Here is a 25,209-nt window from a genome sequence, read left to right as displayed (position 1 = left end):
AAATGATGGACTTCGGCAGGCGCGACGCCTCCGGCGACCAACTTGGCGACATCGTCGTACGGTTATCAGCACATGACCAGCGACCGTGACCGGGCCATCGCGGACCGGCTTGAGGCCATGATCCGGGGCAGTGGGGGAGCGGCTACGGGCTCCACCGGAGAGGGCGCCGAGTGGACGTAGTGGCACGCGTGTGGCACGGCACCCGGAACGACGAAGGGCCAGCCTGACAGGAAAAACCTTCCTGAGCTGGCCCTTCTGTCTGTGCCCCCGGCAGGATTCGAACCTGCGACACCCGCTTTAGGAGAGCGGTGCTCTATCCCCTGAGCTACGAAGGCGGATCGTGGCGTGTGGGCCACAGGCGTCAGCGTACCGGATTGGGGCGGTGGGGAGTCAGGTCAGGGCGACACGGGTGAAGCGGGAGGCCATGTGGAGGTCTTCCTCCAGGTGGTGGGCGGTTCGGAGCAGGGCGGGGAGGAGGTCCTCGACGCACTCCTCGCGGGTGTGGCGGGCCGCGTGCAGGGCGATGTTCGTCGCGGCGACCGCTCTGCCCGCGCGGTCGCGGACGGGGACGGCGATCGAGCGCACGCCCTGTTCCAGTTCCTCGTCGACCAGGGCGTAGCCGTGGCCTGCCAGGAGGGCTTGGCCCAGGGACGTCGCGCGGGCCGGGAGGCGGGCGCCGACCGTGATGTCGACGCTCATGATGCGGCTCGTGGTGGCACGCGCCGTGTACTGGATCTCCTCGCCGGACGGCGTCAGCACGGCGAGTGACGTCGTCTCGTGCACGTGGGCCGCCAGGCCCTCCAGGTGGGGCTGGGCGATCCCGGACAGGGAGGCGCGGGAGAGGGGCGGGAAGCCCAGGGACAGGACCCGGGGGGTGAGCGTGAACGTCCGGGTGTCCCGGGACTGGCTCACCAGGCCCAGGTGCTCGTAGGTGATCAGTGCCCTGCGCGCCGTCGCCCTGGCCAGGCCCGTGGCCTTGGCCACCTCCGTCAGGGCCAGGGCGGTCCGGCCCTCGTCGAAGGCCGTCAGGACCGTCAGTCCGCGGGCCAGGGATTCGATGAAGTCGCGGCCCAGCTCCTGTTTCGAGGCGGCCGTCCAGGTGGCCAGGCCCGACGGCGGAGGGGCGGGCGCCGGGGGCGGGGCCTCGCGCAGGTCCCGTTCCATGGCAGCGACCGTCTCCCGCAGCTGCGGCAGCAGCGTCGTGCGCAGGTCATGTGCCGAGTGGCGGCTGGTGTGGCTCACCACGCTCGCCACGCAGGCGATCCGGCCGTCGGCGGGGTTCCGTACCGGCACGGAGACCGCGACCAGGCCCGGTTCGATCAGCTGGTCGTCCAACGACCAGTCCTCCCGGCCGGCTTGAGCGGATCGTTCCTCGAAGTCGTCCGGCCCCGGGGAACGTGGCGGTACCGCCGGGAAGTTCCGGTCCTCCGGGTCGGCCGAGCGGCGCTCGTGCCAGCGGCGCCAGTCCTCGTCCGTCCACTCCGTGGCGAACAGCGCGCCCGGCGCGGTGCGTTCGGCCGGGAGCAGGTCGCCGATGCGGAAGCTCAGGGACATCGCGCGGCGGCGGGTCGCCTGGTGGATGAAGCGGATGCCGTCGCGGTCGCCGACCGCCAGGGACACCGACTCGTCCAGTTCTTCGGCGAGCGCGTCGGCGCGCGCGCCGAGCAGGGCCGGCAGGCGCAGGGCGGCCAGGTAGGCGTTGCCCAGCTCCATCAGGCGAGGAGTGAGGACGACGTCCCGGCCGTCGAGGCGGACGTATCCCATCCGGGAGAGCGTCGCCGTGATGCGGTCCACCGTCGAGCGGGCGAGGCCCGTCGCGCGCTCCAGGGCGCTGGGGCTCAACGCGCCCCCGGCCAGCGTCAGCTGCCGCAGCACCGCTACGCCCCGCATCAGCGGGGTGACCGCCTCGGCGGGTGCCGCAGGTACGGCGGTGGGCACGGCGGGTGCGGCCGGGTGCGCGCTTGCCGTGGAGGCGGAGGGCCCGGTGCGGGCGTCGGCGGCCCCGTGGGCCTCCGGATCCGTCGTGGTGTTCGCGGGCATCGGTTCGGCTTTCCGGTACGGCGGCGGTCGCAGCAGGCCTACGGTAGTCCGTTCGCGAGTTCGTCCGCGTCACTCACCCCTCTCGTCCCCCATCTCACTTCGGCTCCTCCCATCTCGCCCACCGCCTCGGCGCCCGTGCGCTCCCGCAGGGTCCACGCGTCACTGCCGAGTGACCCGCACCCGGTAGTCCCCCGCGTGGTCGGCCGAGATCACGTCGACGCGGACGTGTGCCTTGGGGTCCTTGAAGGACTCGCCCGGTGCGAAGGGCGCGTCGGAGAGTTCCGCCTCGACGTTGGGGCTGCGGGTGCAGCCGCCGGAGTTGGGGTGGGAGTCGCGGACCTTGATCGGGCCCTGTCCGGTGTCGACTTCGGCGTCGACCTTGTAGACCAGGATGCCCGGCCGGCACACCTCCTCGTCGTTGCCCGCTCGGGTGCGCAGTTCGAGGGCGTAGCCGGTCCGTCCGTCGAGGGGGACGACGACCAGTTTGTGGCCGCCCGCCCGGCCCAGCGGGGTGAGGGTGTACTCGGCGGACCCCTTCTTGGACGCGCAGCTCACCTGGGAGGCGTCCAGCCAGCCCAGCTTCCACTTGTGCCAGCCGAGCAGGTCGTTGTTGGCGCCCCAGTCCTCGCTCATGATGTCCCAGTGGCCGACCGCCGCCCCGCCTTCCTGGGTGTAGAGGTCGGGCAGCCCGAAGACGTGGCCGTTCTCGTGGGGCAGGACGCGGAAGCCGGTGTTCTCGTACGAGCCGGAGCCGTCGTCCTGACGGGAGTAGATGAAGGAGACGTTGGCCATGGCGACGCCGTTGGCGACGGGCGCGTCCGAGTTGCCGGCGAAGGTCACCGAGAGGACCGTGTCCAGTGCGGAGGGGCCCGCGTTCGGGGTCATGAGGATGTTGATCAGGTCGTAGTCCCGGAAGTCCACCGTCGGCCCGGCGGCCTGGACTATGTCCTTGATCAGTTGGCGGTAGCCCGGGTCGAACGGGGCGCCGCGCTCCAGGCCGTAGTCCTTGAACGGTTTCGGCATGCGCAGCCACCGGGTGATCGGGGTCTCCGCGCGGTAGTCGAGGCGGCCGTAGGACGCGGTGCGGAACCACTGCTGGGTCTGCGGGAAGAACTCGTGGAAGCGGTTGAGCGCATCGTCCTCGCCGGGCGCGTCGGAGAAGTCGATCATCAGGGTCAGGGCGTGGACGGTGCCGAGGGAGCGGGCGTAGCCGCCGGTGGTGGGGACGCCCTCCGACATCTGGACGGAAGAGGCTCCGCTGATCATGCAGGGGACCAGGGCGGGGGAGAGCGCAGCCGTTCCGGTTCCGGTCGCCGTGCCGCCCTCCGTGAGGTGCCCGCTACCCGCAGAGGTGCCGACCGCGAGGATCAGCGCCGTGACGGAGCCCAGGGCGACCGCACGGCGCTTGGGTATCGGGCCTTCACGGCGGCGGGGCGGCTGCACCTGCATGCGTTCACCTTTCGCGCCGGGCAGCCACCGGTTCCCGGCTGCACCCTTGGGATCACCCTGTGTCGCTGGGGCGTTCGGCGCGCGCTGGAGCGGTCCGGTCGTGGGACGGGCCACCCCGTCGTGGGAATGCACGCCTCCGGGGGGATGTGACTCAGGTCACGAAAAATCTCGCGGCGGTCGGGAAATAACCGGGGACCTCTTCCCCGTTTGGTCATGTGTCCGAGCGAAACGGGGACTCGCTCCCCGGATCGCCCCGCCGCCCGACTCACCACCCGCCGGGCCGACCGTCCGACCGGCGAGCCGGCTGACCGATCGACCGCCCGACGGGCCGCCGACGGGCCAGCCCACCGCCCGACTGACCGACCGACTTGAGGAGTACGCCGTGAAGACCGCGACGACCGCGAACCCCGAGCTGCGCAAGGCGACCCGGCCTCGCGCCGACGCCCTGCGCAACCGGGAGCGGATCGTCACGGCCGCCCGCGAGATGTTCGTCGAGCACGGCCCCGAGGTGCCGCTCGACGAGATCGCCCGCCGGGCCGGCGTCGGCAACGCCACGCTGTACCGCAACTTCCCCGACCGCGACGCCCTCGTACGCGAGGTCGTCTGCTCCGTCATGGACCGTACGGCGCAGGCGGCCGAGCGGGCGCTCGCCGAGACGGGCGACGCCTTCGACGCCCTGGAGCACTTCGTGCACGCCTCCGCCGACGAGCGGATCAGCGCTCTGTGCCCGATGATCTCCAGCACCTTCGACCAGCACCACCCCGACATGGAGGCCGCCCGCACAAGGGTCGAGCACCTCATCGAGGAGGTCATGGACCGCGCCAAGGAGGCCGGACAGCTGCGCCCCGACGTGGGCGTCGGCGATGTGATGGTCGCCGTGGCCCAGCTCTCCCGGCCGCCGGCCGGCACCGGCTGCGGCAGCATCGACCGCTTCGTGCACCGTCATCTGCAACTGTTCCTGGACGGGCTGCGGGCCCCGGCCCGATCCGCCCTGCCAGGTGCGACCGCGACCCTGGAGGATCTCCGCCGGGCCTGACCAGCCGGGAGCGATCGGCCCGGAACCGTACGCCGGCCGTCGGCGCGTTGCGGCCGGCCGTCGCCCCGCCAACCGAACTCATCATCCGAAACCGAGCCCCGGGCCGGCCGTGACGGTCGGCTGCGATCTCCCGCCACCACCTTTTCCGTCTTTCCTCGCCTTCTTCCGTCCTTTCTCGCCTCTTCCCGTCTTTTCCTCGTCCTTCCTCGTCCCTCCTCGTCCTTCCTCATCCTTTTCCGTCACGAAGCTCCGAAGTGGGTACCCCCATGTCTGAAACAGCCGCAAAGGCTCCCGGCGCCCCGGACACGTCCGGCGACCCGGGCCGCTGGAAAGCGCTCGTCTTCATCGCGCTCGCCCAGCTGATGGTCGTGCTGGACGCGACCATCGTGAACATCGCCCTGCCCTCCGCCCAGCAGGACCTGGGCATCTCCGACGGCAACCGGCAGTGGGTCGTCACGGCCTACGCCCTCGCCTTCGGCGGACTGCTGCTCTTCGGCGGCCGGATCGCCGACCTGTGGGGCCGCAAGCGCGCCTTCGTGACCGGTCTGACCGGCTTCGCGGTGGCCTCCGCACTCGGCGGCGCGGCGACGACCGGCACGATGATGTTCGGCGCCCGCGCACTGCAGGGTGTCTTCGGCGCGCTGCTCGCGCCCGCCGCGCTCTCCCTGCTCGCGGTGACGTTCACCGACGCCAAGGAGCGCGCCAAGGCGTTCGGCATCTACGGGGCGATCGCCGGTGGCGGTGGCGCCGTCGGCCTGATCCTGGGCGGATTCCTCACCGAGTACCTGGACTGGCGCTGGACGTTCTTCGTGAACATCCCGTTCGCCGTCGTCGCCGCGGCCGGCGCCTACTTCGTCATCCGTGAGCCGGCCGGCGGGCGCAACCGCTCCCCGCTCGACGTCCCGGGCGTGGTGCTGTCCACCCTCGGCCTGGTCGCCCTGGTGTACGGCTTCACCCGCGCCGAGTCCCAGGGCTGGAGCGACACCCTGACCGTCTCGATGTTCGTCGCGTCCGCCGTTCTGCTGGTGACCTTCGTGCTGGTCGAGTCGCGGGTGAAGGCCCCGCTGCTGCCGCTGCGCGTGGTCACCGACCGCAACCGCGGCGGGATCTACCTGTCGCTGGGCCTCGCGGTCATCGGGATGTTCGGCCTGTTCCTCTTCCTCACGTACTACCTCCAGGTCGTGCGGGGGTACACGCCGGTGCGGACCGGCTTCGCCTTCCTCCCGATGGTCGCGGGCATGATCACCGGCTCCACCCAGATCGGCACCCGCCTGATGACCCGCGTGGCACCGCGGCTGCTGATGGGCCCCGGCTTCCTGGTCGCCGCCACCGGCATGCTGCTGCTGACCCAGCTGGAGATCGGCTCCTCCTACGCCGCCCTGCTGCTGCCCGCGATGCTGCTGCTCGGCCTCGGCATGGGTACGGCGTTCATGCCGGCGATGTCCCTGGCCACGCAGGGTGTCCAGCCGCGGGACGCGGGCGTCGCCTCCGCGATGGTCAACACCTCGCAGCAGGTGGGTGGCGCCATCGGTACGGCCCTGCTGAACACGATCGCGGCCTCGGCCACGACCTCGTACATCCAGGACCACATCGCGGGTGCCGCCACCAGGCCCCAGCAGCAGCTGGTGCAGCTGCAGGCCATGGTGAACGGCTACACCAGCGCCATCTGGTTCGCCGTCGGCATCCTGGTCGTGGCCGCCGTGATCGCCCTGACCCTCGTCGACGCGGGGCGTCCGGGCGCTACCAAGGTGACCGGCTCCGGTTCCGGCGCGGGCGCCGAGGACGAGGTGGCGGTGCCGGTCATCGCCCACTGACCGCCCACCGACCGCCCATTGAGGCGCCCGCTCGAACCCCGTTGGGACGTCCACCGGGCGGTACGTACTGCAGCCCACCGGGTGCTACGTAACTCAGCCCCCGGGCCGTACGTGCCTCAGCCCCCGGGCGGTGCATACCTCAGCGGAGCCAGGGCAGGTCCGCACCCGCTTCGTTCGGCTGGAGTCCCTCGGCGACGATCTGCATGATCTCGCCGAGGGACTTCTGCTGTTCCGGGCTGAGACGGTCGAACAGCGCCTGGCGCACGGCGGTCACATGGCCCGGCGCGGTGCGGCGCAGCACCTCAAGGCCCTGTTCGGTCAGGACGGCGAACTGGCCCCGCTTGTCGGAGGGGCAGTCCTCGCGGCGCACCCAGCCGTTCTTCTCCAGGCGGGCGATCGCGTGGGAGAGGCGGGAGCGGGTGATCTTGGCGTCCATGGCCAGCTCGGTCATCCGCAGCCGGCGCTGCGGGGCCTCGCCGAGCTTGACGAGGAGGCCGTAGTAGATGTGCGGCATGCCCGCGTCGCGCTGGAGCTGGCGGTCGAGGTGGTCCTCGAGCAGGGTGGTGGCGTGCAGGTAGGAACGCCAGACGCGCTGCTCCTCGGCGGTGAGCCAGCGGTGGGCATCGGCCTCGGCGGGCTCGGGGGCGGAAGCGGGTGCCGTATTCATACGTCCACTGTACGAGCTACTCCTTGAAGGTTAAACAAACCGGGCGTAATGTGGGGCAGAGCTTTAGCTTTCAAGCATCCAGCCGCAGGGAGTCGCCACCATGTCCGCCGCCGCCCGGGAGCGCATGCCCGCCCTCTACCTCAGCCACGGTGCCCCGCCGCTCGCGGACGACCCGGTCTGGCCCGGCCAGCTCGCCGCCTGGTCCGCCGAGCTGCCCCGCCCCAAGGCGATCCTCGTCGTCTCCGCGCACTGGGAGGAGGCCCCGCTCGCCCTCGGCGCCATCGAGACGGTCCCGTTGGTCTACGACTTCTGGGGCTTCCCCGAGCACTACTACCGGGTGCGGTACGACGCCCCCGGCGCGCCCGAACTCGCCGAGAACGTCCGGAAGTTGCTGCGCGCGCCCGGAACGCCCGTGCAGGACGTCCCGGACCGCGGCCTCGACCACGGCGCCTACGTCCCGCTCGTCGAGATGTTCCCCGACGCCGACATCCCCGTGCTCCAGGTCTCCATGCCGACCCTCGACCCGGTCAGGCTCATGGACATCGGCCGCAAGCTGGCGCCGCTGCGCGACGAGGGTGTGCTGATCGTCGGCTCCGGCTTCTTCACCCACAACCTGGCCGCCCTGCGGCACACCGGGGGAGGGGTGCCGAGCTGGTCCGCGGAGTTCGACGACTGGGGCAGGCGTGCCCTGGAGACCCGCGACTGGGACGCCCTGCTGGACTTCCTCGACAAGGCCCCGGCCGGCCGGTACGCCCACCCACGCACCGAGCACTTCGCCCCGCTGTTCGTGACCATGGGCGCGGCGGAGGCGGGCGGTGAGCTGGGCACGCAGAGGTCCGTGATCGACGGCTTCTGGATGGGCCTGGCCAAGCGGTCGGTGCAGTTCGGCTGAGACATGTGCGCCCCCGCTGCGTAAGACGAGGGTGTGGAGAGTCTTGGATTTTCCCGAGAGTCCGGGTTTGCGGCAACCTTCCGCCGGAGCGATTCGTCAATCAGGGTGGAAGGCGGTCGAAGGGGACGCTCTTCCCGAGGTGGCGCCATTGGTGTGAGCGGAGTCTCACGCGTGGGGTGACCGGCGGGGTCCGTGAAGGGCCCGGGAGGCCCTCGGTGCCGCTCTGACCTGCGGTTCCGTAACCGTCGGCGGCGACGTTCGGCGGCTGCGGCGAAACAGGGTACTGCATGATCAGAAAATTGGTGGGCGGGTTGGGAATTCTGTCCGGATTCCAGTCGTTGTTTCCATCGGATGCCGGGCACCCGAGGAGAGTTCCGAGGCAGGTGCCGAGCATCTGAAGGACCGCCCGCTGACCCACCATCGCAAGGGAGCACGCATGGCAACCCGTGCCGTCGCCCGTCGTAAGTCCGCCACCGGCGAGACGGCCGACGCGGCAAGCAGTGTTCGCGCCCATGGCGGCGAGATCGCCGATCGCGACCTGGTCGGCATGTATCTCGACGAGATCGCGCGTACGCCGCTGCTCGACGCCGCCAAGGAGGTCGAGCTGTCCCAGATCATCGAAGCGGGTGTGTTCGCGCGGCAGATCCTCGACCGGCACGAGGAGACGAAGACGGACGCCACCGAGGAGGAGCTCCAGGCCCTGGTCGCCCAGGGGGAGCGGGCGAAGGACGTCTTCATCCGCTCCAACCTGCGGCTGGTCGTGGCAGTGGCCCGGCGCTACCCGCGCAGTGGCCTGCCCCTGCTGGACCTGATCCAGGAGGGCAACGCCGGCCTGGTGCGCGCGGTGGAGAAGTTCGACTACCGCAAGGGCTTCAAGTTCTCGACGTACGCCACCTGGTGGATCCGCCAGGCGATCACGCGCTCGATAGCGGACCAGTCGCGCACCATCCGGCTGCCCGTCCACCTCGTGGAGGAACTGGGCCGCATCCGCCGCGTCCAGCGCGAGTTCAACCGGGAGCACGGCCGCGACCCGGAGCCCGCGGAGATCGCCGAGGAGCTCGGCTCGACGCCCGAGCGCGTCTCGGACGTGCTCGACTGGGCCCGTGACCCGGTCTCGCTGAACATGTCGGTGGACGACGAGGGCGAGACCCAGTTCGGTGACCTCCTGGAGGACACCTCCGCGGTGTCGCCCGAGCAGTCGGTCATGACGCTGCTGCGCAGCGAGGGGCTCGACGACCTCATCGGCCGCCTCGACCAGCGCACGGCCTCGATCATCAAGATGCGGTACGGCATAGAGGACGGCCGCGAGCGTACGCTCACCGAGGTCGGCAAGGAGCACGGCCTGACGCGTGAACGCATCCGCCAGATCGAGAAGCACGCGCTGCTGGAGCTGAAGAAGCTGGCCCGCGACACCGGGTTCGACGCGGCGGCGTGAGGCCGTTCCGAACGGGATCCGGCCAGGGGAACGTCCAGGGGCGAGCACGGATGCCCGCCCCGGAGGACGTTCGCCCCGGCCGGGGCGTGGCGAGACCGGGCAGACCGGGCGCGTGAGGCCGCCGGTGCGCCGGGCGACCGCGTACGCCCGGTGGCGAAAGGCCGCGCAAACATGGCCGTGTACCGCCGCTTCAAGCGGCGGGGGCACGGGAACAACCCTTCAGAGCCCAGGAGTTCGACCGCCGGACAGGTTCCGGACCGGACCGGCTCCAGGCCGCTTCGGCGGAACGCACTGAAGTCCAGAGCCAAGTCCCGACGCACTCCCCCCGGCGCCGGGACTTTCCCAGAGCCGGGCTCCGGCGCCTCTCCCCCCGGGGCGCCGGAGCCCGGCTCCACTTCAGTCGCCCGGGGCGCGAGCCGGAGAAAGACCGCCGGCCTGCGTCAGCCGTGCCCCCAACTGCCTTACGCACTGCATGAGTTCGTCGGGCTCCTCCACCGTGAACTCGCAACCCAGCATCGCCAGCCGCACCGCGAGCCACTCCACCCGGTCGCCGACTGTGGCCCGCAGCCGGCAGCCGCCCGTGTCGAGCGGCTCCGGTGCGCCGAGCCACGCGGGCAGCCGCGCCGCGACCACCTCGGCCGGGTCGGCGAAGGTCACCGTGAACGCGTAGGTCTCCTGCCTGCGGTACATCGACTGCCGGAGGTACTCGGCCGCGCTCCCGGTCGGCAGTTCCCGCGGAGCGAACCGCGCACCGGTGGCGAAGGGCTCGCTCACCCGGTCGACGCGGAACGTCCGCCAGTCCGCGCGGTCCAGGTCGTACGCCACGAGGTACCAGCGCCGACCGGTCGACACCAGCCGGTACGGCTCCGTCAGCCGCCGCGTCACGGCCCCGTCGCCGGCCCGGTAGGCGAACCGCAGCCGCTCGTACCCCGCCACCGCGGAGGCCATGACCGTGAGCGTCTCCGTCGCGACGCTCGCCCCGTCGCCGCTGGTCAGCGGAGTCGTCGCGGCCTGAAGCGTGGAGACGCGATGCCGCAGCCGGGTCGGCAGCACCTGTTCCAGCTTCGCCAGCGCCCGTACCGACGCCTCGTCGACGCCCTCGATCGCGTGCCCGGCCCCCGCGCGCAGCCCGACCGCGATCGCCACCGCCTCCTCGTCGTCGAGCACGAGGGGCGGCATGGCCTTCCCCGCGACCAGCCGGTAGCCGCCGTCCGCCCCCTTGGTCGCCTGGACCGGATAGCCCAGCTCACGCAGCCGGTCGATGTCCCGCCGGACCGTGCGCCGGGACACCCGGAGCCGGTCGGCGAGTTCACCGCCGGGCCACTCCCGGGGCGTCTGGAGGAGGGAGAGCAACTGGAGGAGCCGGGCCGGAGTGTCCGTCGTCATGAATCCGAGAATGCCGCAGAAGTAGGACACGATCTGACCTAATGCCTGCCTAAGTTTGACGTCATGTCCTCCACCGAAACCCTTGCCGACAGCCCGGCCCCGGTCCCGGCCCCGGTCTCGACCGCCGACCGCCGTCGCTGGTTCGCGCTGGCGATCGTGATGACCGCGGCCTTCATGGACCTCGTGGACGTCACGATCGTCAACATCGCGATTCCGTCCATCCAGCAGGACGCCGGCGCGTCCTTCAGCCAGATCCAGTGGATCACCGCCGGGTACGCCCTCGCCTTCGCGGCCGGTCTGATCACCGGCGGCCGGCTCGGCGACATCCACGGCCGCAAGCGGCTGTTCCTCCTCGGCATCGGCGGCTTCACCCTCGCCTCCGCGCTGTGCGGCTTCGCCGCGAATCCCGAGATGCTGGTCGCCGCCCGTCTCCTGCAAGGCGCCATGGCCGCGATGATGGTCCCGCAAGTGCTCTCGATCGTGCACGCCACCTTCCCGGCGCACGAACGCGGCAAGGTCTTCGGCCTGTTCGGCGCGATCGTCGGCCTGGGCGCGGTCTCCGGCCCGCTGCTCGGCGCGCTGCTCACCGAGTGGAACCTGTTCGGGCTGGAATGGCGGCCGATCTTCCTGATCAACCTGCCCGTCGGCGTCCTGGCCCTCGTTCTCGGCAACCGCTTCATCAGCGAGTCCAAGGCCCCTCGGGCCCTGAAGCTGGACCTCGTCGGGGTCGCCCTGGTCACCCTGGGCCTGCTGATGCTGCTCTACCCGCTGACCCGGGGCCGCGAGCTGGGCTGGCCGCTGTGGGGGTACGTCTCGATGGCGGGCGCGCTGGTGGTCTTCGCGGCGCTGGTGGCGTACGAGCGGAGCAAGGCGGCGCGGGACGGCTCGCCACTCATCGAACTGTCGCTGTTCCGGGTGAAGAGCTTCGCCGCGGGCATCGCGGTGCAGACCGTCTTCGGTGTCGCGCTGGGCGTGTTCTTCCTGGTCTGGACGCTGTACATGCAGGTCGGCCTGGGCTGGAGTCCGCTGCGGGCGGGCCTGACGGGCGTACCCTTCTCGATCGCCGTGTCCACTGCGGCCGGGATGTCGGTGCAGAAGCTGGTACCGCGCTTCGGCCGCAAGGTGCTCCAGGCCGGCGCGCTGGTGATGGCGGCCGGTGTCCTGCTCTACATCTGGGAGTCCGAGCGGTACGGCCTGCGCATCGCCCCCTGGCAGATGGCGCTCCCGCTGGTCGTGATGGGCCTGGGCATGGGTCTGATCGTGGCGCCGCTGACCGACGCGGTGCTCTCGGAGGTCCCGCGTGAGCACGCGGGTTCGGCGTCCGGGCTGATCAACACCGTGCAGCAGATGGGCAACGCGCTGGGACTCGGACTGGTGTCGGTGGTGTTCTTCGGGGTCATCGGCGACCGCCTGGCCCCGGCCGAGGTGGGCCCGGCCTTCGTCAACGCCTTCCAGCACGCGCTGGTGTGGGTGGCGGCGGTGCTGGGCGTCATCTTCGTCCTGATGTCGGCCCTGCCCAAGCGGCCGGGCCGGCAGGCGGAGGACGCCGAGGAGGCCGGAGCGGAGGGGGCCGGGGAGCCGGCCGTGGTGGCGCAGCGGTCGGGCGAGCTGGTGGGCTGACCTGCGTGAAAGAGGGCCGATGGGGCCCGGCACCCGAGCGGTGCCGGGCCCCATCGGCGTGCCCGGACACAACCGGAAGTCCGTTCATGCCCGGTCTGATGCCCGAACTTGTTTACTTCCTGGACATTCAGGCGTAGCCTCCGGGGAGAAACCACAAGTTCGGGCATCAGTCGGAGGCGAGCGGACATGTACGCACCGGAGCGGCAGCAGGAGATCCTCCGGCTCGCCCGGGACAGCGGCCGCGTGGACGTCGTGTCGCTCGCCGAGGAGTTCCAGGTGACGGCGGAGACGATCCGCCGCGACCTGAAGGCCCTCGACCGCGCGGGCCTGCTGCGCAGGGTGCACGGCGGCGCCATCCCGGCCGGCCGTCTCGACTTCGAGCCCGACCTCACCGAGCGTGAGTCCACCGCCGCCGACGAGAAGGACCGCATCGCCAAGGCGGCCCTGGCCGAACTGCCGGCCGAGGGCACGCTGATCCTCGACGCCGGTACGACGGTGGCCCGTGTGGCCGCCGCCCTGCCCCTGGAGGCCTCTCTCACCGTCGTCACGCACTCCCTGCCGATCGCCGCCCGCCTCGCGGACCACCCCGGTCTCCAGCTCCACCTCGTGGGAGGACGGGTGCGCAACCGCACCCGCGCCGCCGTGGACGCCTGGGCGCTGCGGGCCTACGGCGAGATCCGCGCCGACGTGCTGTTCGTCGCCGCCAACGGCTTCTCCGCCGAACACGGTCTGACCACCCCCGACCTCGCCGAGGCCGCGGTGAAGCGCGCGGCGATCGCCGCCGCCCGCCGTGTGGTGCTGCTCGCCGACTCCGCCAAGCACGGCCAGGAGCACTTCGCCCGCTTCGGCGGCCTGAACGACGTGGACCTGCTGATCACCGACAGCGGATTGAGTCCCGAGGACGCGGCCGCCATCGAGCGCGGCGGCACGGAAGTAGTACGCGCATGATCGTCACCGTCACCCCCAACCCCTCCCTGGACCGCACCTACGAGGTCCCCTCGCTCGAACGCGGCCAGGTCGTCCGGGCCACCGGCGAGCGCATGGACCCGGGTGGCAAGGGCGTGAACGTCTCGCGCGCCGTCGCGGCCGCCGGCCGGCGCTCGGTCGCCGTCCTGCCGCTGGGCGGCGCCCCGGGCGCCCTCGTCGCGGACCTGCTCGACGCGCAGGGCATCGACGTCGCGCCGGTGCCGGTCGCCGGGGCCACCCGCTCGAACATCGCGCTCGCGGAGGCCGACGGCGTCCTGACGAAGATCAACGCGCCGGGTCCGGAACTCTCCGCCGGGGAGCAGGAGTCGCTGCTGGAGACCGTGCGGCGGCAGTCGCGCGGCGCGGACTGGATCGCGTGCTGCGGCAGCCTGCCGCGTGGACTCGCGCCGTCCTGGTACGCTGACCTGGTCGCGCGGGCGCACGCGGCCGGTGTGCGTATCGCGCTGGACACCTCCGGGCCCGCGTTGCTGGCGGCGCTGCGCGAGGGCCCCGACGTGGTCAAGCCCAACGCCGCGGAGCTCGCCGAGGCCGTCGGGCGCTCCCTGACGACGGTCGGCGACGCCGTGAAGGCGGCCGAGGAACTGCGCGGGCTCGGCGCGCGCACCGTGCTCGCGAGCCTGGGCGCCGACGGGCAGCTGCTCGTGGACGGGGCGGGCGCCTGGTTCGGCAGCGCGCGCGTGGACGCCGTCCGCAGCAACGTCGGCGCCGGCGACTCCTCCCTCGCCGGGTTCCTGATCGCCGGCGGTACCGGCCCGGAGGCCCTGGCCCTCGCCGTCGCGCACGGCGCGGCCGCCGTCCAGCTGCCGGGCAGCCTGATGCCGACACCCGCCGACCTCGATCCGGCGGCGGTGACGGTCACGGCGGACGTGCCGGTGGACCGCGCGCTGAAGGAGCCGGTGGCATGACCCCCCGCACCCGGTGCCGTACGACGCCTCCGCCGGCCCGCACCGCTTCCGACCTTCCCCGCACCGCTTCCGACTCTCCCCGTACTGCCCCCGTCCCCGCCCCCGCCCACCCCACTGACCGGGCGATACGCGCGCTAAGGAGCCCGCGATGAGCGACATGATCACCGCGGACCTGGTCGACCTCGACCTGTCCGCCGACACCAAGCAAGCGGCGGCGCGCTCCCTCGCCGAACGGATGGTCTCCCTGGGCCGGGTGACCGATCTGGAGGGCTTCCTCGCCGATGTGGCCGCCCGCGAGGCGCAGATGCCGACCGGCCTCGACGGCGGAATCGGCATCCCGCACTGCCGCAGCGAGCACGCCGTCGAGCCGACGCTCGCCTTCGGGCGCAGCGCGGCCGGGATCGACTTCGGCGCGGCGGACGGCCCCGCCGACCTGATCTTCCTGATCGCGGCCCCGTCCGGCGCCGACGACGCCCACCTGAAGATTCTGTCGTCGCTGGCCCGGCAGCTGATGAACAACGAGTTCACCTCCGCGCTCCGTTCGGTGGACAACGCGGCGGCCGCTGCCGCGCTCATCCGCGGGGACGAGACTCCGGGCGAGGCCACGGCAGGAACCGAGGGCACCGCCGCGACCACCGAAGGCGCCTCCGCCGAGGCGCAGGACGCTCCCGAAGGCACCGCCGCGACGCCGGGGGCGGCCTCCTCCGGCGCCGTGGCGGGCAGCACGGCCCCGGCACCGGGCGCGAGCGCCACGGACGCGAGCGTCACCGACGTGAGCGCCACGGATGTGAGCGCCGAGGACGTGAGCGCCGCCGACGCGAGCGGCGAGGGCGAGCGTCCGTTCCGGATCGTCGCCGTCACCTCCTGCCCCACCGGTATCGCGCACACCTACATGGCGGCCGAGTCGCTGGAGAACGCCGGTCGTGAGGCGGGCGTCGAGGTCGTCGTCGAGACCCAGGGTTCGGCGGGCTTCACCCGGCTCGACCCGGCGGTGATCGCGGCGGCGGACGGCGTGATCTTCGCCCACGACGTCCCCGTACGCGACAAGGACCGCTTCGCCGGGAAGCCGGTCGTCGACGTCGGCGTGAAGGCGGGCATCAACCGGCCCGGCGAACTGATCACCGAGGTCCGCGGCAAGGCCGCGCGCGGTGAGGTGAGCGCGGCGCCCGCGCCGGGCGGCACGCCGGTCGAGCGGGCCGGCGAAGCGGGTGAGGGCTACGGCACGAAGCTGCGCAAGTGGCTCATGTCCGGCGTCAGTTACATGGTTCCCTTCGTCGCCGCGGGTGGTCTGCTGATCGCCCTCGGGTTCGCGATCGGCGGCTACAAGATCAACAAGGCGCCGTCGGTGATGGACCACTTCGTCTGGACCCAGGCCGACAGCTGGGCAGCCCTGCTGTTCCAGATCGGCGGTGTGGCCTTCGCCTTCCTCGTCCCGGTGCTGGCCGGCTACATCGCCTACGGCATGGCGGACCGCCCCGGACTCGTCCCCGGCTTCGTCGGCGGCTCGATCGCGCTCACCATCAACGCCGGATTCCTCGGCGGTCTGGCGGCCGGTCTGATCGCCGGTGGTGTGGTGATGGCGATCCAGAAGGTGCGCATTCCGGCGGCCCTGCGCGGCATCATGCCGGTGGTGGTGATTCCGCTGATCTCCTCGGCGGTCGTCGGGTTCCTGATGTTCGTGGTCATCGGCAAGCCCATCGCCACCGCGCAGAAGGGCATGACCGACTGGCTGAACGGACTGACCGGCACCAACGCCGTCCTGCTCGGCGCGCTGCTCGGCCTGATGATGTGCTTCGACCTCGGCGGTCCGGTCAACAAGGTCGCCTACACCTTCGCCACCGCCGGTATCGCGGTCTCCGACCCCAGCGACTCCGCGATGAAGATCATGGCCGCGGTGATGGCGGCCGGCATGGTCCCGCCGCTGGCGATGGCGCTGGCCACGACCGTGCGCGGCAAGCTGTTCACCCACACCGAGCGGGAGAACGGCAAGGCCGCCTGGGTCCTGGGCGCCTCCTTCATCTCCGAGGGCGCCATCCCGTTCGCGGCGGCCGACCCGCTGCGCGTCATCCCGTCGTCGATGGTCGGCGGCGCGCTCACCGGCGCCCTGTCGATGGTCTTCGGCGCCACGCTCCGTGCTCCGCACGGCGGCATCTTCGTGGTCCCGCTGATCGGCAACCCGTTCCTCTACCTGATCGCCATCGCGGCGGGCGTGTGCGTGACCACCGCCCTGGTGGTCGCCCTGAAGACCCTGCGCAAGCCGGTGGGCGCGACGGCCGCCGAGGCGGGCGAGGGCGCGCCGGCCGAGCCTGCCGACCGGAAGCAGCCGGTGGCGGCCTGAGCAGCTCCCTCCTGCGCCCTTGTCCCTTTGGCGCACTGTGAGTTGTTCACGGCACCTGCGAGATACATCACGGTCCGGGGCCAAAGTCCCGGACCGTGGTGTCTACTGAGCACATGCCTCAGCATGTCTCGACCCTGATGTGGATAGGTGTGGCCGTCCCCGCCGCGCTGACCGTCGCCTGCCTGATCGGCCTGGCCCGCATCCGGCGCGACATCCGCCTCGAGACCGCTCGACAGCAGTCCGCCCCGAGGCTGTCGGGCCTCCCGCTCCAGCGAGGGGCAGGACCCGGCCGGGAGTTCGTGGAACTGACCCCGGAGGAGAAGGACGCCTTCGCGGGCCTGGTGCGTCGGCTCGGCAACGGCCGTTGAGGCTCACCGCGGCGGAGCGGGCGGCGGTGGCTTCCACGCCGTACCCGTCGGCACCGGCCGACGAGGTCTAGGACATCTGCGCCGCGCGCCGTTCCATCGCGCCGCGGGCCGCGTCCTCCGTCACGTACACCTCGCACATGTGGCGACCGTCCGGGGTCGCCGTGTGCTCGACCTCCCAGAGCGAGATCTCCACGCCGTCGTCCAGCAGGAACGCATGCTCGTAGAGCGAGAAGCACAGCCCGGCGCGGCCCGCGCGGCAGGGGCGGCCGAAGGCCTGGGTGATCCGGTGACCGGACGCCGCCGCCAGCAGCGACGCGACATCCGCGCCCGGCCGGTCGGCGTTCTCCGCGCGCCGCAGCAGACGGCGTGCGTGGTCGGCGGAGTCGTCGGACGCGTACGCGTGCCGTGCCTGGGGCGGCGGCGAGAGCTGGACCAGTACCGGCAGCTCGAACTCCGGCGCGTCCGGCGGGAGCGGCAGCCGTGCCGTGGCGGTGCTCAACTCCTCCTCGTCGTCGTACACCTCGTGCTGCACCTCGCTGCCCGGTGCGGTGTTGTGCACCAGCTCCCAGAGGGTGAGCGCCGAGCCGTCGGCGAGCAGCCAGGTGTGCCGGTAGGTCTCCCGGTGCAGTCCGGCGCTGTGATGCGCCGAGTGCAGCGAACCGTCGTAGGCCAGGGCGCAGTCGAGCCGCCGTATGGTCTCGTCGGGTAACTCGAAGGAGTTCAGGGCGCGGCCCAGCAGTCGCGCGAGGTGCTCCTCCGGAGACCCGGGCGACTCGCGTGGCTCGTACGCAGTCGTCTCGTACGGAACGCTCAAGGTTTCTCCCGGCGTTGCTGCATGTCACCTTGTGGGTGCATACCGTAGCCCCTCGGTCGAGCATCATGTCCGCGAACCGAGAAAACGTCCACGGGGAAAACGGCCGGCCCGCGCGAGAAGTTCCCGTGTGAGCCGTTGTTCCGTCAAAATCCGCTGGTCAACAGGGCGTTGTGGGGCAGGGGTCGACCAGAGGACGGTGCCGGAGGTCAACGGGCGCCGTACAGCTCCTCGTAGGCCGGCCAGTCCCCGCCAGGTCCGGTCACCGCCTCGGCCGCCCGTACCGCGCGGACGATCGCGCGGGTCACCTGGTCCGCGCCCGCCGCGAGGATCTCGTTCAGGGCGAGCGGGGAGCCGGGGTCGAGCGGACGCGCCCCGGTGGCCAGCGCGAACACCGTGTCGCCGTCGTTGAGCAGGTGCACCGGACGTACGGCGCGCGCGATGCCGTCGTGCGCCGTGCCGGCCAGCTTCTGCGCCTGCGCCTTGGTCAGGTCCGCGTCGGTGGCGACCACCGCCAGGGTGGTGTTCAGCGGGGGTGGCGCGTTCCTCGCGGCGGCCTCGGCGAGGCGCCGCCGCGCGGCCTCGTGCACCCGCGCTTCGGGATAGTCCACCGGTCCCTGGAACAACTCCCCGTACAGCACCCCCGTTTCCGGATCGACCGGCGACCCCACCGCGTTGGCCACCGCCAGCGCGGCCACGGTGATGCCCGAGTCGAGCACCGTGCTCGCCGTGCCGACTCCTCCCTTGAGCGGTCCCACGACCGCTCCGGTCCCGGCGCCCACGCATCCCTCCGGCACGCGTCCACCGGCCTCGCTCGCCGCCGCGGCCTCGACCGCGGCGCGCCCGGTGGCCGCGTCCGGCCGGGCCCGGAAGTCACCGCCGCGGCCCAGGTCGAACACGCAGGCGGCGGGTACGACCGGTACGACGTGCGAAGGTTCCGGGCCGACCCTGACCCCGCGCCCCCGCTCCTCCAGCCAGGCCATCACCCCCGAGGCGGCGTCCAGCCCGTAGGCGCTGCCGCCGGTCAGGACGACCGCCTCCACCGTCCGCACCAGGTTGCGCGGATCGAGGGCGTCGGTCTCCTTGGTTCCGGGGCCGCCGCCGCGCACCTCCACGGCGGCGACGGCGCCGCCCTCCGGCGCGAGCACGACCGTCGTGCCGGTGAGCCAACCGCCACCCGAGCGCGTCGCATGTCCCACCCGCAGGCCTTCGACGTCCGTCAGAGCGTCCACTGTCATGGGAGCCAGTCTCCCGGGCGAGACGCGGTGACGGGCCTCTTCGGAGGAACGGCGTGCGACGTCACGCCGCCTGCCGCGGACCGTACCCTTGAGGCATGAGTACCGCCCCCGAGCCCGCCCCCGAACCGCGTGACCCGAAGACCGCGCTGATCTTCGACGACCCGCTGAACCAGCAGTCCACGGACGACACCGACCGCGGGTGGGGCGAGCGCACGGAAGGCGACTCCGCCGCCGACCTCAAGCGCTTCCTGGACGAGAAGCCTCCCCACCACCTCTGAGGCGTGCGGGCCCCGCCGGACCGCGGACGCTACCGCTCGCCGTATCCGGAGCGGCGCCGGGCGACCAGCTCGTCGCGTATCTCCTTGAGCACCTCCAGCTCGGTCACCTCCACGACCTCCTCCGTGCCCTCCCTGGCCTTCTTCCGCGCCTCCTGGCGGGCCAGGAACTTCGCCATGGGCAGGAGCATCAGGAAGTAGACCACCGCGGCGGTGATCAGGAACTGGAGAGCGGCCCCGAGGACCGCACCCCACATGATCTGGATGCCCTGATCGCCCTTGCAGGTGGCGCTCAGGCACGAGTCGTAATGGTCGAGGTTCTTGGTGCCGATCGCTCCGATGACCGGACTGATCACACCCTTCACCACCGCGTTGACGATGTTGGTGAAGGCGGCGCCGACGACCACCGCTACTGCCAGATCGACGACGTTCCCGCGCATCAGGAAGGCTTTGAAGCCCTGCCAGACACTCGGGTCCTTCTTGTCGCTCACCTGGGGCCCCTCCTTGGACATGCAACTTCGACGTGCGGAACGAACAGCTCCGCAACCTACGGCTCACCACAGGGTCACCGCCAGCCTGGCCGTCGCGCTCGCCCCGGCCAGCCCCGCCGCGGTGGAGCGCGGTACCGACAGCGCGACCAGCGCCCCGCCCCCGGCCCCGTCGTCCACGGGCTCCGGAACCTTGGCCACCCGGGCCCCGTGTGCGACCACCCGGGCCTGCCCGCCCGTCGCCGGATCCTCCGCGGCGATCACGTCGACCCGGTCGCCCGGGCGCAGCAGCCGGACCGTGGCCGCGTCCGCGATGCGCACGGGCGCGATCACCGTGCGCACCTCGTCCGCGCCGCGGCGACCGTCGGTCTGACCGGCTCCGTCGGCCGGAGCCGGGTGTCCACGCGCCGGTCCGCCGCGAGGCGGGTCCGGAGCATCCCGCGGGCCCGCCGCCACGAGCGCGGCCGCGGTCACGGCCAGCCCGGCCGCCACCGCGCGCCCCCGGTGCCGTACGAGCCGCCGCAGCCCGTACCGCCCGCCGCGCACGCGCACCGGCGCGAAGTGCGGTACCTCACACGTGGCCGGGACTTCCGTGCCGGTCGCGTACAGAGAGGACCGCGTGAGCGGCGCCGAGGAAGCAGAGGGGCCCGGCAAAGGGGAGGGCAGCGGGGAGGACGGCAGGGACGGGGAGGGCAAGGGAGAGGGCGGCACTGGTGAAGACGGCACCGGAGAAGACGACGCCTGCCAGGACGAAGACGGAGAGGGCGAAGACGCAGAGGACGGAGAGGACGGAGAGGACGGAGAGGGCAGGGACATGCGGACCACCACCAGCGACGGGGATTTCGGCTTGCCACGCCCACGATGAGGCATCGCGCCGCCGCCCGCCGGAGCCCGTGTGCTACCCGCAGGTTGTGGACAACTCCCACACCCGAAGGAGCAATTCCGCCCCGTTACGGCAGCGCGAACCCCGGGTCCATCCCACCCAGCGCGCCGGCGCACAGGCAGTCCCGCTGCTCGGTCGTGGGCAGCGCGGCCACCGCGTCGAAGAGAACGCCCCGCAGTCGTTCCACGTTGGCCGCGAACACCCGCAGCACCTCCTCGTGCGAGACGCCCTCGCCGGTCTCCGCGCCCGCGTCCAGGTCGGTGACCAGCGTCATCGAGGTGTAGCAGAGCTCCAGTTCACGGGCGAGCGCCGCCTCGGGATGGCCGGTCATGCCCACCACCGACCAGCCCTGCGCCTGGTGCCACAACGACTCGGCCCGGGTCGAGAAGCGGGGCCCCTCCACCACGACGAGAGTGCCGCCGTCCACCGCGTCCCAGTCCCGCCCGCGCGCCGCCTTCAGCGTGGCCGTCCGGCCCACCGGGCAGTACGGGTCGGCCACCGAGACGTGCACGACGTTCGGCACCGTGCCGTCGGGCCGCGGCAGCCCGTCGAAGTAGGTCTGCGCCCGGGACTTCGTACGGTCGACGAACTGGTCGGGCACGAGCAGCGTGCCCGGCCCGTACTCGGGGCGCAGCCCGCCCACCGCGCAGGGCCCGAGCACCTGGCGCACGCCCACGGAGCGCAGCGCCCACAGGTTGGCCCGGTAGTTGATGCGGTGCGGCGGGAGGTGGTGGCCCCGGCCGTGCCGGGGCAGGAAGGCGACCCGCCGGCCGGCGACCTCACCGAGGAAGAGGGAGTCGCTGGGTGCCCCGTACGGCGTGTCCACCCGGACCTCGGTCACGTCGTCGAGGAACGAGTAGAAGCCGGAACCGCCGATGACACCGATCTCTGCGTTCGCCATGACCAGCACACTAGCGTCCGCGCACAAGCCGAGGACCCCACCGTCCCACGACGGCGGGGTCCCGGAAGGAAGACGTCAGGCGGCGGAGCTGCCGGCCGAGCTCGTGGACGACGAGGACGACCCCGACGACGAGGACGAGGACGAGCCGGAGGACGACCCCGACGAGGAGGACGAGGAACCCGAGGAAGACGGGCTCGACGACTTCGACGACGACGCCGGGCTGCTGCTCGACGAGGAGCCGCGGCTGTCGTTGCGGTAGAAGCCGGATCCCTTGAAGACAATGCCGACGGCGGAGAACACCTTCTTCAGGCGGCCACCGCAACCGGGGCACTCGGTGAGCGCGTCGTCGGTGAACTTCTGCACCGCCTCGAGGCCCTCGCCGCACTCGGTGCACTGGTACTGATAGGTGGGCACTGTCTTCCTCCTGGCACTCTCACTCGATGAGTGCTAACGACGGTCCATAGTGACGTATTCCCGAGGATCAGTCCACTGTGACGTGAGCGCGGTGACCGATGCCACGTGCGACCGTGCGGCTCTGCGACCGGGCCGCGAGCCGCGACCTGAGGGCGACCAGGGCGAGAAGGGCGAGCACCGTGCCGGTCATCGGCACCAGGAATCCGGCGCCGCCCCACAGGCGGTCCTCCAGCTGCCCGGCGACGGTGACCGCCGCCGCCTGGCCGAGCGCGATCGCGCCCGTGAGCCAGGTGAACGCCTCGGTGCGGGCGCCGGCCGGGACCAGGCTCTCCACCAGGGTGTAGCCGGTGATCAGGGCGGGTGCGATGCACATGCCGACCAGGAGGCCGAGCGCCGCCAGGAGCGGCACCGAGTGCGCGGTCCACAGTGCGGACGCGGCCAGCGCCAGGGCGGTGTAGCCGACGAGGAGGCGGTGCTGCGGGGCGGCCTTCCAGGCGATCGCGCCGCAGACGACGCCGGAGATCATGTTGCCCGCGGCGAAGGTTCCGTACAGCACGCCGTTGAGGCCGGGCTCGCCGATCGACTCGGTGAACGCGGCCAGCGAGACCTGCATGCCGCCGAAGACCGAGCCGATGCCGAGGAAGGTCGCGATCAGCACCCGCACCCCGGGGAGGCGCAGGGCGGAGGTGTGCTCCACGCGCGCGTGCCCCCCGCCGGTGACGGGCGGCTGGGTGCGCTTCTGCGCGGCGAACAGCAGACCGCCGACCAGGGTCAGCGCGGCCTCCGTCACCAGTCCGGCGGCCGGGGTGACGGCCGTGCACAGGGCGGTCGCCAGGAGAGGGCCGACGACGAACGTCAGCTCGTCGGTGACGGACTCGAAGGCGGCCGCGGTGGTCATCAGCGGCGAGTCCTTGAGCGTGACGCCCCAGCGGGCGCGCACCATCGGGCCGACCTGCGGCACGGAGGCGCCGGTCGGCACGGCCGCCGCGAACAGCGCCCACAGGGGGGCGTGCGCCAGGGCGAGCGCGGTCAGCGTCAGCCCCGCGAGGGTGTGCGCCAGAACGCCGGGGACCAGTACCGCGCGCTGTCCGTAGCGGTCGGCGAGGCGTCCGCTGTAGGGCGCGAACAGCGCCATGGAGACGCCGGTGACGGCCGCGGTGGCGCCGGCCGCGCCGTAGGAGCCGGTGGTGTGCTGCACCAGCAGCACGATGGAGATGGTGAGCATCGCGAACGGCTGGCGCGCGGCGAAACCGGGGAGCAGGAACGTCCAGGCGCCGCGGGTGCGCAGCAGCTGCCCGTATCCAGGGCGGGAGGATGCCGTCGCGGCCGGCGCCGGTTCGGAGCTGGTGACCGTGGATCCCACGGCCCGTGCCTTTCTGCCGCCTGGTAGCACGGGCCCGGGCGTACGGGCGCGGCCGAGAGCTGTCCTCTTGCGCGGACTGCGGTAGATGCCGGCGCCCACTGAGGGGGATGCCCGGCCGCCATACGGTCGCGCCAGCTCTGCGTCAGGCAGAGTTGGTTCGATCAGGGTGCCCCCTCATCGTACAGGGGCGCGGGGACCCCCCTTCAGCCTCGACTGCCCGCCCCCGCTCCGTCGGCGCCCAGCCATCCGGCCAGCTTGCCGCCCCGGCCGACCGCGCGCAGGCGTTGTTCGGCCGCCTCCCGGACCGGGTCGGTGGCGACGACGAGGAGTTCGTCGCCGCGCCGCAGGGTGGTGGTCGGCAGCGGTACGAACGACTTGCCCTCGCGGACCACCAGGGTGACCGCGGACCCGGACGGCAGCCGCAGCTCGTTGATCTCGACGCCGTGCATCCGGGACCCGGCGGGGATGGCGACGGACAGCAGGTGGCCGCGCAGCCGTTCCAGGGGCGCCGACTCGATTCCGAGGTCGGCGGCCTCCTCTCCGGACCCCAGCCGCAGCTTGCGGGCGAGCCAGGGCAGGGTCGGCCCCTGCACGAGGGTGTAGACGACGACCAGGACGAAGACGATGTTGAAGATGCGGTGGGTGGCGTCGACCCCGTTCACCATGGGGATCGTCGCCAGGATGACGGGCACGGCGCCGCGCAGTCCGGCCCAGGACATCAGGGCCTGCTCCTGCCACGGCACCCGGAAGGGCAGCAGGCTGGCCACCACGCCCAGCGGTCGCGCGACCATGGTCAGCACCAGGCCGATGACGAGGGCGGGCCAGACGTCGTCGAGCAGCTCGTGCGGGGTGACCAGCAGACCGAGCATGACGAACATGCCGATCTGGGCGATCCAGCCGAGCCCTTCGGCGAAGCCGCGGGTGGCGGGCCAGTGCGGCAGCTTGGCGTTGCCGAGCACCATCGACGCGAGGTAGACGGCGAGGAAGCCACTGCCGTGGGCCAGGGCGCCGGCGGCGTACGCCGTGACGGCGATCGCCATGACGGCGATCGGGTAGAGGCCGGAGGCGGGCAGCGCGACGTGCCGCAGGCCCCAGGAACCGAGCCAGCCCACCGCCAGGCCGATGGCCGCGCCGATGGCCAGCTCCAGGGCTATCTCGCCCACCAGGACGTACCAGTGCTCGATCGGTCCCGCGGTGGAGAAGGCGACGACCAGGATGACCACGGGGGCGTCGTTGAAGCCGGACTCGGCCTCCAGCGTGCCCGTCACGCGCGCGGGGAGGGGGATCTTGCGCAGCACCGAGAAGACGGCCGCCGCGTCCGTGGAGGACACCACCGCGCCGATGATGAGCGCCTGACTCCACCCCAGGCCGGCGAGGTAGTGGGCGGCGGCCGCTGTGACGCCGACACTCACGGCGACGCCGACCACCGCCAGGGTGGCGGCGGCCGGAAGGACCGGCTTGATCTCTTTCCACTTCGTGCCGAGACCGCCCTCGGCGAGGATCACGACGAGGGCCGCGTAGCCGATGACCTGGGTCAGTTCGGCGTTGGTGAAGTGGATGTGGCCAAGGCCGTCCGAGCCCATGACGACGCCGATCCCCAGGTAGACGAGCAGGCTGGGGAGCCCGCTGCGCGAGGAGATCCGGACCGCTGCGACCGCGACGAGCAGGACGACCGAGCAGGCGAGCAGGAGCTGGTTGAGGTGGTGAACAGTCAGCAGCGGTTCCTTCCGCGAGTTCCCGGTTTACTTCGTTACCTTACCTAACTCTTGACGCTTTCTTGACGCGTCCCGTGACGAGATGGAGACGTCTCGCCGCCGCTGGACCCGACTCCGCGTCAAGTGCTACCGGGCCCTGCGCCTATGGTTGCTCCAGCGCTCATTCGAAGTCACAGCCCGACCT

22 protein-coding genes and 1 tRNA gene are annotated in these 25,209 nt (G+C 72.0%); 10 read left to right on the top strand and 13 right to left on the bottom strand.

Annotated elements, in window-relative coordinates; translation table 11 throughout:
* Window positions 1-262: 262 nt before the first annotated feature.
* The 3 genes from ACWC91_RS21160 to ACWC91_RS21150 all read right to left on the bottom strand — a co-directional run bounded on the left by ACWC91_RS21160 (window position 263) and on the right by ACWC91_RS21150 (window position 3,489).
* A tRNA-Arg gene (locus ACWC91_RS21160) sits at window positions 263-335 on the bottom strand.
* 55 nt (window positions 336-390) lie between these two features.
* Window positions 391-2,040, bottom strand: a complete 1,650-nt coding sequence (locus tag ACWC91_RS21155; RefSeq protein WP_450643706.1) for an IclR family transcriptional regulator domain-containing protein — start codon at window positions 2,038-2,040, stop codon at window positions 391-393.
* Between the two features lie 159 nt (window positions 2,041-2,199).
* Window positions 2,200-3,489, bottom strand: coding sequence for a M6 family metalloprotease domain-containing protein (locus ACWC91_RS21150; protein WP_376500283.1), 1,290 nt, complete (start codon window positions 3,487-3,489; stop codon window positions 2,200-2,202).
* Window positions 3,490-3,871: 382 nt separating this feature from the next.
* Between ACWC91_RS21150 and ACWC91_RS21145 the strand changes: the two genes are divergently transcribed.
* Both ACWC91_RS21145 and ACWC91_RS21140 read left to right on the top strand, forming a co-directional pair.
* Window positions 3,872-4,525: a TetR/AcrR family transcriptional regulator gene (locus ACWC91_RS21145; protein ID WP_225074719.1), complete on the top strand. Its 654-nt coding sequence runs from the start codon at window positions 3,872-3,874 to the stop codon at window positions 4,523-4,525.
* Window positions 4,526-4,791: 266 nt separating this feature from the next.
* Window positions 4,792-6,339, top strand: coding sequence for an MFS transporter (locus ACWC91_RS21140; protein ID WP_225074720.1), 1,548 nt, complete (start codon window positions 4,792-4,794; stop codon window positions 6,337-6,339).
* 139 nt (window positions 6,340-6,478) lie between these two features.
* Here ACWC91_RS21140 and ACWC91_RS21135 read toward each other — a convergent pair whose 3' ends face one another.
* Entirely contained in the window at window positions 6,479-7,006 is a 528-nt protein-coding gene (locus ACWC91_RS21135; protein ID WP_225074721.1) for a MarR family winged helix-turn-helix transcriptional regulator, read from the bottom strand.
* Between the two features lie 100 nt (window positions 7,007-7,106).
* On the opposite strand from ACWC91_RS21135, the gene ACWC91_RS21130 reads away from it, so the two are divergent.
* Both ACWC91_RS21130 and ACWC91_RS21125 read left to right on the top strand, forming a co-directional pair.
* Window positions 7,107-7,898 (top strand): dioxygenase family protein, encoded by a 792-nt coding sequence (locus tag ACWC91_RS21130; RefSeq protein ID WP_225074722.1) that lies wholly within the window; start codon window positions 7,107-7,109, stop codon window positions 7,896-7,898.
* A 436-nt stretch (window positions 7,899-8,334) separates the two neighbouring features.
* Window positions 8,335-9,333 (top strand): sigma-70 family RNA polymerase sigma factor, encoded by a 999-nt coding sequence (locus ACWC91_RS21125; RefSeq protein ID WP_225074723.1) that lies wholly within the window; start codon window positions 8,335-8,337, stop codon window positions 9,331-9,333.
* A gap of 396 nt (window positions 9,334-9,729) precedes the next feature.
* Here the strand turns inward: ACWC91_RS21125 and ACWC91_RS21120 are convergent, their stop codons facing one another.
* Window positions 9,730-10,719 (bottom strand): helix-turn-helix transcriptional regulator, encoded by a 990-nt coding sequence (locus ACWC91_RS21120; RefSeq protein ID WP_225074724.1) that lies wholly within the window; start codon window positions 10,717-10,719, stop codon window positions 9,730-9,732.
* A gap of 63 nt (window positions 10,720-10,782) precedes the next feature.
* On the opposite strand from ACWC91_RS21120, the gene ACWC91_RS21115 reads away from it, so the two are divergent.
* The 5 genes from ACWC91_RS21115 to ACWC91_RS21095 all read left to right on the top strand — a co-directional run bounded on the left by ACWC91_RS21115 (window position 10,783) and on the right by ACWC91_RS21095 (window position 16,937).
* Complete coding sequence (locus ACWC91_RS21115; RefSeq protein ID WP_281156805.1) at window positions 10,783-12,339, top strand: MFS transporter; 1,557 nt, start codon at window positions 10,783-10,785, stop codon at window positions 12,337-12,339.
* Between the two features lie 186 nt (window positions 12,340-12,525).
* Window positions 12,526-13,287 carry a DeoR/GlpR family DNA-binding transcription regulator gene (locus tag ACWC91_RS21110; protein ID WP_225074726.1) on the top strand — a complete coding sequence of 254 codons (762 nt, stop codon included), beginning with the start codon at window positions 12,526-12,528 and terminating at the stop codon, window positions 13,285-13,287.
* A complete protein-coding gene (pfkB, locus tag ACWC91_RS21105; protein WP_281156804.1) occupies window positions 13,284-14,231 on the top strand; it encodes a 1-phosphofructokinase in 948 nt (315 codons plus the stop codon). The genes ACWC91_RS21110 and pfkB overlap by 4 nt, the downstream gene beginning before the upstream one ends.
* Before the next feature lie 148 nt (window positions 14,232-14,379).
* Complete coding sequence (locus ACWC91_RS21100; protein ID WP_225074728.1) at window positions 14,380-16,569, top strand: fructose-specific PTS transporter subunit EIIC; 2,190 nt, start codon at window positions 14,380-14,382, stop codon at window positions 16,567-16,569.
* Between the two features lie 113 nt (window positions 16,570-16,682).
* Complete coding sequence (locus ACWC91_RS21095) at window positions 16,683-16,937, top strand: hypothetical protein (protein WP_225074729.1); 255 nt, start codon at window positions 16,683-16,685, stop codon at window positions 16,935-16,937.
* Between the two features lie 67 nt (window positions 16,938-17,004).
* On the opposite strand, the gene ACWC91_RS21090 is transcribed toward ACWC91_RS21095, so the two are convergent.
* Entirely contained in the window at window positions 17,005-17,751 is a 747-nt protein-coding gene (locus ACWC91_RS21090) for a DUF6227 family protein (RefSeq protein ID WP_141360324.1), read from the bottom strand.
* A 206-nt stretch (window positions 17,752-17,957) separates the two neighbouring features.
* Window positions 17,958-18,986 (bottom strand): P1 family peptidase, encoded by a 1,029-nt coding sequence (locus ACWC91_RS21085; protein ID WP_281156803.1) that lies wholly within the window; start codon window positions 18,984-18,986, stop codon window positions 17,958-17,960.
* A 95-nt stretch (window positions 18,987-19,081) separates the two neighbouring features.
* Between ACWC91_RS21085 and ACWC91_RS21080 the strand changes: the two genes are divergently transcribed.
* Window positions 19,082-19,264: a hypothetical protein gene (locus ACWC91_RS21080; protein ID WP_281156802.1), complete on the top strand. Its 183-nt coding sequence runs from the start codon at window positions 19,082-19,084 to the stop codon at window positions 19,262-19,264.
* Window positions 19,265-19,293: 29 nt separating this feature from the next.
* Here the strand turns inward: ACWC91_RS21080 and mscL are convergent, their stop codons facing one another.
* The 6 genes from mscL to ACWC91_RS21050 all read right to left on the bottom strand — a co-directional run bounded on the left by mscL (window position 19,294) and on the right by ACWC91_RS21050 (window position 25,025).
* On the bottom strand, window positions 19,294-19,752 hold the full coding sequence (gene mscL / locus ACWC91_RS21075) for a large conductance mechanosensitive channel protein MscL (RefSeq protein ID WP_225074732.1): 459 nt from the start codon (window positions 19,750-19,752) through the stop codon (window positions 19,294-19,296).
* A gap of 63 nt (window positions 19,753-19,815) precedes the next feature.
* The gene (locus tag ACWC91_RS21070) at window positions 19,816-20,403 is read right to left on the bottom strand and encodes a hypothetical protein (RefSeq protein ID WP_450643765.1); all 588 of its coding nucleotides are present in this window, start codon (window positions 20,401-20,403) and stop codon (window positions 19,816-19,818) included.
* A 296-nt stretch (window positions 20,404-20,699) separates the two neighbouring features.
* On the bottom strand, window positions 20,700-21,533 hold the full coding sequence (locus ACWC91_RS21065; protein ID WP_141360328.1) for an S-methyl-5'-thioadenosine phosphorylase: 834 nt from the start codon (window positions 21,531-21,533) through the stop codon (window positions 20,700-20,702).
* A 75-nt stretch (window positions 21,534-21,608) separates the two neighbouring features.
* Entirely contained in the window at window positions 21,609-21,947 is a 339-nt protein-coding gene (locus ACWC91_RS21060) for an FmdB family zinc ribbon protein (protein ID WP_281157324.1), read from the bottom strand.
* A 67-nt stretch (window positions 21,948-22,014) separates the two neighbouring features.
* Window positions 22,015-23,310, bottom strand: a complete 1,296-nt coding sequence (locus ACWC91_RS21055; RefSeq protein ID WP_450643764.1) for an MFS transporter — start codon at window positions 23,308-23,310, stop codon at window positions 22,015-22,017.
* Window positions 23,311-23,513: 203 nt separating this feature from the next.
* Window positions 23,514-25,025 (bottom strand): potassium/proton antiporter, encoded by a 1,512-nt coding sequence (locus ACWC91_RS21050; protein ID WP_141360331.1) that lies wholly within the window; start codon window positions 25,023-25,025, stop codon window positions 23,514-23,516.
* Window positions 25,026-25,209 lie beyond the last annotated feature (184 nt).

Source organism: Streptomyces sp. NPDC001204, from assembly GCF_053598035.1.
The sequence above is the reverse complement of the archived record's forward strand: the minus strand, read 5'-3'. Positions and strand labels throughout refer to the sequence as shown.